Source organism: Ruminococcus sp. (assembly GCF_016287535.1).
Taxonomy (GTDB): Bacteria; Bacillota; Clostridia; order Oscillospirales; family Ruminococcaceae; genus Ruminococcus.
On sequence record NZ_JAEFAJ010000020.1, the window covers coordinates 39,703 to 52,986 of the forward strand.

General features: G+C 44.5%; 11 protein-coding genes and 1 tRNA gene. 9 read left to right on the forward strand and 3 right to left on the reverse strand.

What is annotated here, in order from left to right:
- Positions 1 to 11: 11 nt before the first annotated feature.
- Positions 12 to 608: a hydrolase gene (locus QZZ36_RS08680; protein ID WP_295080070.1), complete on the reverse strand. Its 597-nt coding sequence runs from the start codon at positions 606 to 608 to the stop codon at positions 12 to 14.
- 341 nt (positions 609 to 949) lie between these two features.
- Between QZZ36_RS08680 and guaA the strand changes: the two genes are divergently transcribed.
- Positions 950 to 2,503 (forward strand): glutamine-hydrolyzing GMP synthase, encoded by a 1,554-nt coding sequence (gene guaA / locus QZZ36_RS08685; RefSeq protein WP_295080073.1) that lies wholly within the window; start codon positions 950 to 952, stop codon positions 2,501 to 2,503.
- Between the two features lie 186 nt (positions 2,504 to 2,689).
- Here the strand turns inward: guaA and QZZ36_RS08690 are convergent, their stop codons facing one another.
- Positions 2,690 to 3,949, reverse strand: coding sequence for a GH25 family lysozyme (locus QZZ36_RS08690; protein WP_295080076.1), 1,260 nt, complete (start codon positions 3,947 to 3,949; stop codon positions 2,690 to 2,692).
- A gap of 339 nt (positions 3,950 to 4,288) precedes the next feature.
- Between QZZ36_RS08690 and QZZ36_RS08695 the strand changes: the two genes are divergently transcribed.
- Together QZZ36_RS08695 and QZZ36_RS08700 are read left to right on the forward strand one after the other, a co-directional pair.
- Positions 4,289 to 5,041, forward strand: coding sequence for an amidohydrolase family protein (locus tag QZZ36_RS08695; RefSeq protein WP_295080079.1), 753 nt, complete (start codon positions 4,289 to 4,291; stop codon positions 5,039 to 5,041).
- A gap of 103 nt (positions 5,042 to 5,144) precedes the next feature.
- The gene (locus QZZ36_RS08700; protein WP_295080082.1) at positions 5,145 to 6,734 is read left to right on the forward strand and encodes a TIR domain-containing protein; all 1,590 of its coding nucleotides are present in this window, start codon (positions 5,145 to 5,147) and stop codon (positions 6,732 to 6,734) included.
- A 47-nt stretch (positions 6,735 to 6,781) separates the two neighbouring features.
- On the opposite strand, the gene QZZ36_RS08705 is transcribed toward QZZ36_RS08700, so the two are convergent.
- Positions 6,782 to 7,567, reverse strand: coding sequence for a helix-turn-helix transcriptional regulator (locus QZZ36_RS08705; protein WP_295080100.1), 786 nt, complete (start codon positions 7,565 to 7,567; stop codon positions 6,782 to 6,784).
- A gap of 294 nt (positions 7,568 to 7,861) precedes the next feature.
- Between QZZ36_RS08705 and QZZ36_RS08710 the strand changes: the two genes are divergently transcribed.
- The 6 genes from QZZ36_RS08710 to QZZ36_RS08730 all read left to right on the forward strand — a co-directional run bounded on the left by QZZ36_RS08710 (position 7,862) and on the right by QZZ36_RS08730 (position 12,785).
- Positions 7,862 to 7,937 (forward strand) — tRNA-Ala (locus QZZ36_RS08710).
- Between the two features lie 698 nt (positions 7,938 to 8,635).
- Positions 8,636 to 8,890, forward strand: a complete 255-nt coding sequence (locus tag QZZ36_RS08715; RefSeq protein WP_074960483.1) for a hypothetical protein — start codon at positions 8,636 to 8,638, stop codon at positions 8,888 to 8,890.
- A gap of 24 nt (positions 8,891 to 8,914) precedes the next feature.
- Positions 8,915 to 9,940, forward strand: a complete 1,026-nt coding sequence (locus tag QZZ36_RS08720; RefSeq protein WP_295080088.1) for a DUF6017 domain-containing protein — start codon at positions 8,915 to 8,917, stop codon at positions 9,938 to 9,940.
- A 115-nt stretch (positions 9,941 to 10,055) separates the two neighbouring features.
- A complete protein-coding gene (locus tag QZZ36_RS12950; protein WP_365686092.1) occupies positions 10,056 to 10,235 on the forward strand; it encodes a helix-turn-helix domain-containing protein in 180 nt (59 codons plus the stop codon).
- Positions 10,236 to 10,373: 138 nt separating this feature from the next.
- The gene (locus QZZ36_RS08725) at positions 10,374 to 11,675 is read left to right on the forward strand and encodes a site-specific integrase (RefSeq protein ID WP_295080090.1); all 1,302 of its coding nucleotides are present in this window, start codon (positions 10,374 to 10,376) and stop codon (positions 11,673 to 11,675) included.
- A 213-nt stretch (positions 11,676 to 11,888) separates the two neighbouring features.
- Entirely contained in the window at positions 11,889 to 12,785 is an 897-nt protein-coding gene (locus QZZ36_RS08730) for a hypothetical protein (protein ID WP_295080094.1), read from the forward strand.
- Positions 12,786 to 13,284: the final 499 nt, after the last annotated feature.

Genomic DNA, 13,284 nt, shown 5'->3' on the forward strand with positions numbered 1-13,284 from the left:
CTCCTTACATTTTATTTATTTGAGCCTTCCAGGTAGTAAGAGGCTTCCATATCGGCCACGTTCAGTGCCAGAGCGAGCGGGTACATTTCAAGTGCCCTGCCGATAGTGTTTTTATCCTCAATCCCTGAGAAGCCCATGTGGTACCGTATTGCAAAGGCTTCCTCACGTGTAAGACGGCTGTCTCCGTAGAAAAAGCCAGAGAGTATGTATACAGACTTTTCGCCGTGTCCGTATGGCAGAGTATCATTTATTGCGTAATATGGTACTTTTTCCCACTGACCCGTATCCTCGTTCTTTTTGTTCCTCATCTCGACGGTATAGAAGTTTATTTTGCAGACGTCATGGAGGAGCGAAACTATCGCTATAGTCTCGTCTGAATAGTTCATGCCGTAAAGCTCTCTGGTACGGGGACGGGAAAGATAATCCTTCAGACAATGGTACACGTTCACGCTGTGCTGAACGAGACCGCCTTCGTATGAACCGTGGTAGCGTGTGCTGCTTGGTGCGGTAAAGAAATCACTCTTTTCGAGGTACTCCAGGAGCCTGTCAGCTCCCTCTCTTCTGATGTTTTCTTTGTATATTGTGATAAATTCTTCTTTTGGTGACATTTAAATACTCCCTTATTATTCGATACATATATAGTATACCACAAAATGCAATTAAATTCAATAGCAGTATATTATTATTTTATGAACATTAACTATAATTGGTAACACCACTTTACGAATCGCAAAAAAATCTTGTCAGGCTCTTGAAATCTCCTCTGAAATGTGGCATAATTAAAACATGATTCGGCTGTGCCGAATCATGTTGAGCCATTAGTCATCAGCCATCAGCATTGAACAGGTCGCATTTTTCTTTATTACAAAGCGGCGAAGCCGCTGCTAAAGGCTGATAGCTTCATAAATACGGCGTCCGCTGCCGTAAAGCGGAAGTTAAGGAGGGACCTATGTCTAACCAGCTCTGTATCGTTCTCGATTTCGGCGGACAGTACAACCAGCTCATTGCGAGAAGAGTCCGCGAGTGCGGCGTTTATTGTGAGATCAAGAGATTTGACACGCCCATAAGTGAGATCAAGGCGATGAATCCTGCCGCTATCATATTCACAGGCGGTCCGAACAGCGTATATGATCCGAGTTCGCCTCATATTTCCGAGGAAATATTCAGTATCGGCGTACCTGTTCTCGGTATCTGCTACGGCTGTCAGCTTGTGGCTTATACCCTCGGCGGAAAGGTCGAGAGCTGCGAGAAAAGCGAGTACGGAAAGATAGAGATATCTCAGGGATCCGACAGCCTGCTTTTCAGAGATGTTCCTGAAAAGAGCATAGTATGGATGAGCCATACGGATTTTGTCAGCAGGCTTCCGGAAGGCTTCCGCGTAACAGCAAAGTCTGATGACTGTCCCTGCGCAGCGTATGAAGCTCCTGACAGAAAGATATATGCCGTCCAGTTCCACCCTGAGGTAACTCACAGCGAGTTCGGCAAGCAGATACTTCATAATTTCCTTTACAATGTCTGCGGCTGCACGGGCGACTGGGTAATGGACGACTTTATAGAGAATACAGTGGCAAAGCTACGCGAGCAGATCGGTGATAAAAAGGTAATACTCGGACTTTCCGGAGGAGTTGATTCCTCTGTTGCGGCAGGACTTCTCAGCCGCGCTGTCGGAAAGCAGCTCACCTGTGTTTTTGTGGATCAGGGACTTATGCGCAAGGACGAGGGCGATTTTGTCGAGGAGACCTTCACAAAGCTTTTCGATATGAACTTTGTCCGCGTGAACTGCAAGGACAAGTTTCTTTTTGCTCTGAAGGGTGTTACTGATCCTGAGCAGAAGCGTAAGATAATAGGTACGGAGTTCTACAATGTTTTCTGGGACAAGATCAGAGAGCAGGGAACAGACGGCTTCTTCGCACAGGGTACCATATATCCGGACCGCATTGAGTCCGGCAGAGGCAATCAGGCAGGTCACGGCAGCACAGCCGTTATCAAGACTCATCATAATATGGTCAGAATGCCTGAGGATATAAAGTTCGCAGGCACTATAGAGCCCCTCGGCGATCTCTTCAAGGACGAGGTAAGACAGGTGGGCGAAAAGCTTGGTATCCCACACGATCTCGTATGGAGACAGCCCTTTCCGGGTCCCGGTCTCGGAGTTCGTATAATCGGCGAGATAACCGAGGAGAAGATAAAGATATTGCAGGAAGCTGACGCGGTTTTCCGTGACGAGATACGCAAGAGCGGTATCGAGGATCAGCTCAGGCAGTTCTTTGCGGTGCTTCCAGATGTGCGTACAGTAGGCGTTATGGGCGACCACCGTACATACGATCACCTTATTGCTATACGTGCGGTGACTACCGACGACTTCATGACTGCGGACTGGGCAAGGATACCTTATGATGTGCTTGCGAAGGTCTCTAACCGCCTCTGCAACGAGGTCGAGCACGTCAACAGAGTAGTGTATGATATAACTTCAAAACCCCCCGGAACTGTGGAGTGGGAATAATTCCCGAAGCGCTGCCAGCGGCAGATACAGCGAGGGAATTATTGCGCAGCGGTCGGAATATGCGAGTGTAAACGAAGCAGATTCCGTGAACCGCAAATGACTTACGTATTTGCGTTCTATATGGCATAATAAAAGGAGCTGACCAGGTGTAAGCGGTCAGCTCCTTTGTATTTACAGAAATATTATTTATGAGATCGACTTGTCCAAATACTGTATATCCATATCCACATCGCCGTTGATACCGGGGATATGACCGTAAGCGCTTGCCTGCCAGATAGCATATTCGCCGGTGTAGTCCGTGGAGTCCACGAAATGAGCGAGCCATACCGGTGCAATAGCCTTTGAGCGTGAGCTCCAGATATTGCCGAGGAAGTTCTTGCTGCTGTAGAGCATTGGAGTATACCCGTGCTTTCTTATCTCATCGGCAAAGGCGGCATATACGTCGTTTATATCCTGCCTGTTCATGCCGTACTTCTGGAAGTTTGCGAACTCCTCCCAGTCAAAGGCGACAGGCATCTGCAATTTGTGACCGTCAAGCTGTTCGACGATCCAGCGTGCGTGTTCCCGGACTCCTTCGATAGTTTTGTCGGTGGTATAGAAGTATACGCCCACATCAAGACCTGCGTCTGTGGCTTTTTTAAGGTTTTCCTTGAAATAATCGTCAAGAGTTATCTTGCTGTAAAAATATCCCACACGTATCATTACAAAGCTGCAGCCTGCGTCGCGGACAGCGTTGAAGTCCACATCTGACTGCCATACGGAAACGTCAATGCCGTAGCGTACATTCCCGCCTTCATAGCGCTGTATGAAGTCGCTGTAGTTGACACGGGGATTGTCATCGACAGGAGGCGGTACCTGTTCCACAACACTTATTGTGAGATCCCACGATACGGAATTACCGGAGCTGTCTGTAACTGTTGCGGTGAGGGGATAGTTGCCGACTTTATCCTTGTCAACTGTACCGGTATATGTGAGTATCGGGTGCCTGTCAAAATTATCCACAAAGCCGACGTAGTTATTGAGGTCGAAGTCAGTTCCTACTTTATGATTAGGTTCCCAGCCGGAGTTGAGAATTGTGGGAGCGGTAGTATCAACTACCGAATACTGAAGTTTCTGTGTGAATTCTGCGCCATTGTAAAGGTAAGGGATATCCACCTCAAAAACGCCGGTATCCGAGGTGTTTAGCATAGTGTTTCCGTCTTTCAGCTCCACATTTTTTTCTGTAATAAATGAATCAAGGCTTATCTCATCATATACCTCTGCACTTTCCATTCCTTTCAGAACGAGGTCAGTCGGAGGATCGACCTTTTTTGTAGTGGTCACAGTGGTTGTGGTCGCTTTTGTGGTGGTAACTGTAGTGGTTAAAGCAGTTGAGATCACAGATGTTCCGCTTGCTGCCGTACTTTTGTCAGTTTCTGTTTTTTTGCCGGAGCAGGCTGTAAGCAAACAGGCTGCCGCTAAAACGGGTAAAATATATTTAAACTTCATCTTTATACCTTTCATTCTCTGGAAAATTAGCTGATAGATCAACAAATATGCCGATATATTGTATTTTTGCACTTATTATGTCAAATATGCTCGAAAAGACCATTTATAAGTATAACATATAATTAATAAAATAGCAAGGTCAGCGGAGAAAAAAATTGACTTTTGAGGAATACCGTGGTAGTATGAAAGCACAAGGCGAATAATCGAAAGGGAAGTGATATTCCAGAAGTTACGGATGCCGCAGAGTGATCTGCGGTCTTTGTCTTTTCTCGCCTTGAAACTGAAAGGAGCAGCTTTATGATAATTGATTCACATTTGCATCTTCCCGTCGATCCTCCGGACTTCCCTGCAAAAAAGCAGGCTCTGCTCGGTGAAATGGAAAGGAACGGCGTTGACAGGGGGATAGTTATCGCGGATTCCGAGCCTGAAAGCGTTATCGGTTCCGTAAGGGACTGCGCTGAGCTTTTCAGGGGTGACGCTGTAATTAAAGTCATTGCAGGGATAAGTCCGCTCATAAACTTTGAGGAGCAGCTGTGTTGTTGCAGGGAGCTCCTTGAAAGCGGAGATATCATCGGTATGAAGGTCTATACGGGACATGAGCCTTTTTACTGTACTGACAGCTCACTGTTTCCTGTGTTTGACCTTGCTGCTGAGTTCAGAGTTCCCGTGCTTTTCCATACGGGCTGGGACAATAATCGGTATGCATCTCCCGAAAAGATGCGGAAGCTTGCGGCAAAACGCAGAGAAAACACTTTTGTTTACTGTCACTGCTTTTATCCTGATACAGAGCATTGCTTTGAAGTACTGAGAGAATGCGAAAACGTATACTTTGATACCTCATCATTAGCTGATGACGCGGATAAATGCGGACAGATAAGGAAGTCTCTGGAGAAAGCGATAAGAGAAATTCCCGGACGGTTCATCTTCGGCTCGGATTTCGGCAGCTGTTCACAGTCCGGGCATCTGCGCTTTGCGGAGAGCCTTGACATAACAGCTGAACAGCGTGAGCTTTTTATGCACGGGAATGCGGAATATGTGTACAGAGTGTAAAATGTGGAAAAAGGTTGATTTACAAGCATTATCTGTGGTATAATATAGTAGGTCAACAGCCTGTTCTACGGCTGAAATCACGATATGAAAGGCGGTGAAGTCTGTGGGATATGTTTGTAAGATGTGCGGAAAGCTCCTTCCGGATACGGAGGGGAGCGGTATATGTGAATGCGAGTTCTGCGGTTCGCGTCAGACTGTTCCCAAGCTGTATAAGGACAAATATGCGGAGATATACAACAGAGCCTGCGGACTTCGTTTCAAGACCGATTTTGAAGGAGCTGAAAAGCTTTTCTCACAGCTTTGCGAGGAGTTCCCCGAAGAGCCTGAGGGCTACTGGGAAAGGGTGCTTTGCCGCTGTGGGATACTATATGAGGACGAGCCCGTTTCAGGTCTGAAGGTCCCGGTATGTCACCGTGCATACGGTGTGGAGCTGGCGGACGACAAAGACTGCTGTGCCGCACTTAGTCTTTCGGACGCTGAACAGAGTGCGGTCTATCGCCGTGAAGCCTCTGCGCTTGAAATGCTCAGGCGTGATATGCTTGAGCGTGTAGGCACAGGAGAAAGCTATGACGTTTATATATGCTGCCGCATAGCTGATGAGCAGGGAAATATGACTGCTGACAGTATTATCGCGGAAGAGATGTTCCGTCAGCTTTCACAGGAGGGAATGCGTGTATTCTATGCTCCGGAAACGCTGGGAGATATGACTGAAAAGGATTCGGAAACCTATATAAACGCCGCGATAAGACGTTCTTCAGTCCTTATCGTTATAAGCGCGGGAGCTGAGAGCTTTGCCTCGCCCCACTTCAAGAGCGAGTGGGGAAGATGTGCGGCGGCTGCAAGGACAAACGCTGACAAGCTCATAGTTGTGTGCATAAAGGACACGGACAAGGGCGAAGTGCCTGCGGAGCTTGCGGACAACATGATAATGGAGGCTTCGGAAATGAGCTTCCTTGCAGAGCTGATAAGAACGGTAAGACGGCATATCGGCGGTGACGACACGGGTTTTGCCGAGCACAGTGCGGCTGCACGTTCAGCGCCTGAAAAGCTTATAAGGAGAATGAACATATTCCTTGCTGATGAGGACTTTGAAGCAGCCGAGGAGTACAGCGACATGATACTTGACGCAGCTCCTGAATGCTGGCAGGCTCATTATGCGAAATTTCTTGCTTTCAACGGCTGCCGGAGCGGGAATGACCTGCTTCTTGAGGAAGTGGTCAGGAGCTTTGCCGATGATTATATACTGCGCTACGGCTATGATTTTTCAGATAATGATCTGTTTGAGAAGCAGCTCGTCAGTATGCTGGGCGAATCTCTTAGCAAGGCTGTTGAGTATGCGGACGGTGACGACAAGCTTGTCATAACCACGGTATACGAACGCTTCATAAGCGCTGTCCGTGACGCGGTATTTGCAAGAGAGCAGGAAAAGATCGACGGTGAGGAAAAGCAGGAGCTTGATGAGCTGAGGCGACGTCATGAAAAAGAGGAGAATGAAAAGCAGGCGGATTCACGCAAGAGACTTATGATACGGAACCGCTTCCTGACGTATATGGGAATTATCTCAGGAATACTGCTTGTGATAGCAGCGGCATACAGGTCAGGCTGGGCGGTAGCAGGTATAGTGCTCATAGCTGTTCTTACGCTGTTCGTACTTGCGGGTCTTGGCAATAAAAATGAAAGGCGCCCTAAGTAAGCGCATCTCAGAATAGTGATATACTGAGAGCTCTTACGGGCGCCTGATCATTTGCTGGCTGACTGCTTGTACTGCAATGGAGTCAGACCGTAAATGCTGCCGAATAGCTTTACAAAATATGAAGTGTTGTCATAACCGACGCTTATACCGACATCCTTTACTGAAAGGTCAGTAGTTTTCAGGAGTTCAGCCGCTTTGTTCAGGCGGCTCGAAATAACGTCCTTATTGACGCTTACGCCGAAGGTCTCGGTATAAAGGTGCTGGAAGCGTGAACGGCTCAGGGAGAGCTCCTTTGCCATGTCGTCTATGGAATAATTACGGCTTGGCCATCGGTATATCGACTGTCTTATCCAGAGGAGCTTTTCCGAGTATACACCTTCGGGACGGTCATGCATTTCTTTCTGCCTGTTCAGCTTTTCGGAGAATTTCAGGATAAGCAGCTGAAAGTAAAGGTCGATCGACTTCTGTTTGAATTCATTTGAGGAGTAGTGTTCAAAACACATACTTCTTATCATTGCTGACATATCGGTTATATCAGCGATATCGACAGGCTGATTAAGAGGTATTTCAAGCTCCTTTATCATCTGCTGTTCGTTTTCGTCGGGCAGGAAGTGCATCCAGTCATCAAAGTATTCGTTCGTGGCAGGATAGTAATACTGCGGAGTGTATGGTGTATAGATCATAACGGAGTGTGCAGAGGTACGGATATCCTTGCCGTCCACACGGAAGTGGGCAGGCGTTTTCACAATAAGCATGAGCCAGTTGTCGGAACCGCCGGGACGGTTTATGCAGAAATTGTGGTCGTGCCTGTGATTATAGCCTATTTCGTACATTTTCAAGTAAGTCACCGCCAGTTTAAGAATTATATGTTAATTATAACATATGTGGCCGCAGGTGTCAATAACATACAGCACAAAAGTGATAAAAATTCACGCGGTACAGTGACGGGAGTATTTATGGGAAGTACAGTAATAAAGGGCAAATGAGGCATACCATAAATATGAACAAATTGTAAACTTTGGGCTTCCGTGATAGACTTGCTTTTCTATACGTGATATAATTAGTAGGTATTCAATGACCGTTGTCAGACGGTCATATCATGAACCTGATTCATTTAGCTTATATGAGGGCTCGTAGCTCAGTTGGGAGAGCGCTGCGTTCGCAACGCAGAGGCCGAGGGTTCGATCCCCTTCGGGTCCACCAAAACGCCGCGCATTTATTTGCGCGGCGTATTTTACTATAAAGGGTATACCGGCTCAGAAAATATAAAATAACGCCGATAGATCGCTATAAAGCGAAATATCGGCGTTATTGCCTGAATGCCGGTGGCGGGGGTCGAACCCGCACGGTGTTGCCACCAACGGATTTTGAGTTTTCAACTCAGTTTCACCCCAAATCACATTACGTCACTCCAAGTCATGTTTCATCACTCGGAAATCTCGCAATATCGTAGTTTATAGTGTTCGTACTTCTATAAAGCTCGATAAATCGTAATTTTCAAAATGCACCTCAAATACTCCTCCTCATAAATTTTCGGTAGAAAACTGGAAGAAATGAATTTTCGGTAGAATTGGGTAGATTTGCTGTTGACCGTAACGGAATTTTTGAGAAAGACAAAAAACTCACTGGACTTCTTATTAAATTGCCAACAAACGCTCTACCAAAACGGCAAAACTCTCACGGTAGACAAGGTAGGAAATAGATCTTTAGAATAGCAAATAGTGTTCGTTTAGAACGCTGTTTGCTATTTTTTTGCCCAAATGAATACCATTCAGCACTCCTTTACGGGGTGCATTTTTTATTGTCCGTTTCTTCAAAAACGGTTTTATTTATTATATCATGGCAAACTGCCATTGTCAAGCAATTTGTATAAAGTAAACAAAAATGAGGAGGAATTTTCTATGTCCCGAAATCTAAGGATTGAACCTAATGACAATGAGCTTTCTCTTGAAGCCAATGGAGTTCTTTCCAAGATGCTCAATAATCCTGATACGGATTATGTCAAGGCAGTTGACCTCTGTGCTGTATGTGAGAATGACTCGCTGAGGACAATCAAAAAGGCTTTAAGTGAACTGACCGACAAAGGTTACCTCCTGCGTATCGGCAACACCTATGCCGTCAACAAGGTTAGGATCACACAAATGAAGCTCGCCTGAGCTGCAAACAGGAGGAAAATGGATATGTCTGCTAAAAAATCGAAAAAGAACAAAACAACAGCTTCATCGGTGTGCCGTGTCAATAAAAACGCCAACTATACCGTAATGAGCAACTATCATCTGCGGTCAACGAACCTCAGCCTGAAAGCAATCGGGCTTTTGAGTAAGGTTCTTTCTCTGCCGGAAAATTGGGATTACTCTATCTCAGGTCTGACAGCTATCTGCAAAGAGAAAGAAACAGCGATCAAGGCAGCATTGGACGAGCTGAAGCATTGGGGCTATCTTGTTGTCACGAAGCTGATGCCGAATGAAACAAACAGCGGTCGAATCGAGTATGTCTACGATTTCTATGAGTATTCCGAAAAGGATACGCCTGATGCTGACCAGAACGATGATGATACATACGATGAGGACGGAGATGTTTCAACAATCTCCGTAAAAAAAGCACCGCAAGGGGCAGAAAAACAAGGCATAGAAAATCTACCCCTTGAAATTCTACCCATAGAAATTCAAGCTGTAGAAAATCAGGGGCAAATAAATACTAAGAAGAAAATAAAGAAAAAACAAATACTGAGTGATCAAGTATCAATCAATCAATCCCCCTCCGACAGCGAAAAAGCCGTTGAAAATGTTGAAAGCCAGACAGATGGACTGATTGACGGATATATCAGCGAGAAAGAAGTTTATACCGATGTGGTGAAAACCAACATCGAATTTCCTTACTTTGCAGAATGGCTCGGTGATGAGGAAGAAGCTGAGGAGATCGTTCAGATGATCGTTCGGCGGATATGCTCCCGAAAGAAAACAGAGCGTATCTGCGGACAGGACTTCCCCAGGGAGGTTGTTAAGTCCGCTATGCTCAAGGTTGATATAAACGTTCTTGAAAACGCTATTGAGCAGATGAAGCGTACAGACAATGTGCGGAACTATGAGAGTTATCTTATCAGCACTCTGTTCAACGAAGCCAACGGCAAGCGTTTCAAGGAAAATGCTGAGGGACGGTGGGCTGAGTATGCTGTCAAGAGAGATTTTGGCGGATATGGTGGCTGATTGTCCTGAAAGGAGGTGGTGGCTATGGGTGCGATGAAGAAATCGGACGTAGCCGCTTGAAATTCTGCAAATGAGCTTTTTGGAAAGGAAGGTGAAGATCATGGCTAAGACTACTATGTTTAGCGACTATCCTGACATTCTGACTGTCAAGGATATTACAAAGATGTTAGGAGTTCACCCGAATACGGTCTATGATCTTGTCAAAGAGGGTGTACTGCCTAAAATCCCGTGTTGCCGACATATAAAGGTTGCAAAGATTTACGTCATAAAATACGTTCTGCAAAGCGCACAATAAGCACTTGGTAGAAATGTCCGTTGTGCTGAAAAAACACGAAAGTGATGCAAAGCCCTTGAAAAGTCCGTAAAACTGCGCTACAATTAAGTAGTCAACAGCAGACTTTTCTACCGCTTTCGATGCACAAGGAGGTTAAATATGAAAGCGAGTCTGCCTTTTAAGTATATTATCTGTGAAAAACACGGAAAGCTGTATGTAGTCTTTGATTTTAAGGACGATAGCGGTAAAAGAAAAAGGAAATGGGTAGGAACCGGATTACCGGAAAACTGTACCCAAAAGGCGCTGAAAGGAAGAATAGACCAGATTATCAGCGAATTCTATGACGAATACTGCTCAGGACGTGCGACGGCTGTAAAGGAAAAGGTAGTAAAGAAACCGTGTTGGTTTGACGGCGATCCGAGAAAGCAAAATGAATCGGTTACACCGACGGAAACAGGCTTCAAGTTTACAGGATTCCTGTTTTACTGGCTTGATTCTATCAAAGCAACGATAGCGTACACTACATATAACGGCTACACGATCAATCTCACGTTGATCAAGAAATACTTCGATGAGCTTTACCCTGATCTGCCGTTAAGCGAACTGACAGCCTTACAGATTCAGAAATTCTACAATGATATGTATAATGAGGGTAAAAGTGGAAACACCATTAAGCATTACCACGCAAATATCCACAAAGCCCTGAAATATGCTGTCAAAATGGATTTACTTGTAGCAAACCCTGCTGATAAGGTCGAACTGCCTAAGTTGGAGAAGTTTAGAGCGAGCTTCTATACCAAAGAGGAAATCAATCAGCTTCTCAAAGTCTTTGAAGGGGATAGAATGGAGCTTGTGGTCAATATTGCTGCTTACTACGGACTTCGCAGAAGTGAAGTGCTTGGTTTGAAGTGGGACGCTATTGATTTTGAAAAGGGTACACTCTCGGTATGCCGTAAGATCACAAGTATCAACGCTGACGGACACGAGCAACTGAGGGTGGACGATACGCTCAAAACAGAAGCGAGCGTGAGAACACTGCCGCTTATACCGCAAATCGAGAAGATGCTGAAAGAAAAGCTGAAACTCGAAATGCAGTATTCTCAGCTTCTCAAGAGTGACTTTGACAGAACATTTGACGGATTTATCTGCCGTGACAACACGGGAGCGATTATCACGCCTGAATATGTGACAAGGCACTTCAAGGAAGTAGTCAAAAAGTATAAGCTCCGTCCGCTGCGTTTCCATGACCTGCGTCATAGCTGTGCCAGTCTTTTGCTTGCCAACGGAGTATCCATGAAGGCGATTCAGGACTGGCTCGGACATTCCACTTTTAACGTTACCGCCAACTTTTATAGTCATCTCGATTACAAGTCGAGAATCTCATCTGCTGAGGTTATTGCCAATGCTCTCGGAGACGAAGAAGATGAGGACGAGGGCAAAAAGAAAACCGCAGGCTCTTGATACAAGAACCTGCGATCTCGATGTAATGAGACGTCACAATGGAGATATTCCCCGCGCTGACGTCATTTTACTCATTTTTACTCAATATACTCATTATTACTCATTTTACTCAAAAACATACTTACATAATGCTACTAATTGACCATAACGCTCTTTAAGGAGATAATATAGGAAAATTCAATCGTGAAATAATTACAATAATTGAGAGCAATGATGAGTGATAAGCTTGGAAAAGAAATAGAAGTTTTAGGTCTATCTACTGAAGCATGCGAAGCATTAAAGAAGTGCAATATTGCTACCGTCCAGGATTTGATGCTCCTAATCAATTCCAAGCTAGTATCTGATAGTTTGCAGTCTCAAGAAAGTACGGTATGTAAAGATGGCGATAAAGTAAGTATGAAAGATGCGATCCTTCATACTCTTAAAGAGCACCCTAATACTATTCTTGATTGCGAAGAAATAAGAAGAGGATTAATTGAAGAATACGGCGATAGGGTGTCTAGTAATATCGGTTCAATTAAACAGATAACTCTCATGATGGCCTATGAAGGAAAAATTGAGAGAGCTGAATCTGGGAAGTACTTCTATAACCCAAATAGTAATTTTTCTTGCAATGCAACAAAAAAGACAAAGCGCAGCCCGGGGTACCCCTATCAGATTCCGCTAAGTGAAGCGATTCCGAAAGTTATTAAAGCCATGAAAGGCCCATTTAATCACAAGACTGTAAGGGAAGCACTTAGAAAGAAATATGGTAATAGGGTTTCTACAAATAAGAGCTCTATAAAAACCAAATTTAGCGAATTATTATCTGAAGGAAGAATTAAGCGTATTGAGACTGGCGATTATATTTATTGCTCTAACCCAGATGGCGCTACGATAAATATAAATAACAAAGTGGATCTTGATAGCTTCATACGAAGCCATATCGGAAAAGAGATAGAGTTCAGATATAAATCGAACCGTTCTTATAGTGAAAAAAGGTGGAGGCGTGAAACCGTCTGGATGCATGATGATAAATATCTGTATATAGAAAAGAAATACAAATCTGGCCAACATGTAATATATCTCAAAGAGCGTATAGTTGAATATAGAGAGCCTAACGGCGCGTAGCGCACTCCTGATCCAAGAACATATTATTATATAAATGCAAGTATTTGATACTTATGCTTTCTTTTTAGAATTCAATTATTTATTCTAATTCAATAATTAACGAGGAGAAAAAATGGATAAAGATATTTTCTACTGGATCGACGCTATTCGGTGATGCTCCATAAAGAAGTATCCTACTAATCGAAAGACAAATAAGCAGGCTATGATAAAGAGGGACAGTTTCAGAGATAGCTGTCCCTCTTTACGATTATTAAAAAAATCTCCAAAATCCCAAAATATCGCTCCAAACCGCTTGACATTTTTGTCCTCTTATGGTAGAATTAGATTGAATAGTTGTATTCTTGTTCACCAAAAGTTTACAACTAATCTCTCAAAAGGGGTTGACAGGCGTATGACGATACGGTATAATGCGCAAGCAAGCAAGCAAGCAAGCAAGCAAGCAAGCGGCATAACTGCACCCTTTTCACAACTGAATACAACGATACTATACATTGAATTT

What these genes read in the sequence shown, in the direction of transcription:
- QZZ36_RS08680 (WP_295080070.1), bottom strand. Translation starts at nt 608, where the DNA reads ATGTCACCAAAAGAAGAATTTATCACAATATACAAAGAAAACATCAGA.
- guaA (WP_295080073.1), top strand. Translation starts at nt 950, where the DNA reads ATGTCTAACCAGCTCTGTATCGTTCTCGATTTCGGCGGACAGTACAAC.
- QZZ36_RS08695 (WP_295080079.1), top strand. Translation starts at nt 4,289, where the DNA reads ATGATAATTGATTCACATTTGCATCTTCCCGTCGATCCTCCGGACTTC.
- QZZ36_RS08705 (WP_295080100.1), bottom strand. Translation starts at nt 7,567, where the DNA reads ATGTACGAAATAGGCTATAATCACAGGCACGACCACAATTTCTGCATA.
- QZZ36_RS08715 (WP_074960483.1), top strand. Translation starts at nt 8,636, where the DNA reads ATGTCCCGAAATCTAAGGATTGAACCTAATGACAATGAGCTTTCTCTT.
- QZZ36_RS08720 (WP_295080088.1), top strand. Translation starts at nt 8,915, where the DNA reads ATGTCTGCTAAAAAATCGAAAAAGAACAAAACAACAGCTTCATCGGTG.
- QZZ36_RS12950 (WP_365686092.1), top strand. Translation starts at nt 10,056, where the DNA reads ATGTTTAGCGACTATCCTGACATTCTGACTGTCAAGGATATTACAAAG.
- QZZ36_RS08725 (WP_295080090.1), top strand. Translation starts at nt 10,374, where the DNA reads ATGAAAGCGAGTCTGCCTTTTAAGTATATTATCTGTGAAAAACACGGA.
- QZZ36_RS08730 (WP_295080094.1), top strand. Translation starts at nt 11,889, where the DNA reads ATGAGTGATAAGCTTGGAAAAGAAATAGAAGTTTTAGGTCTATCTACT.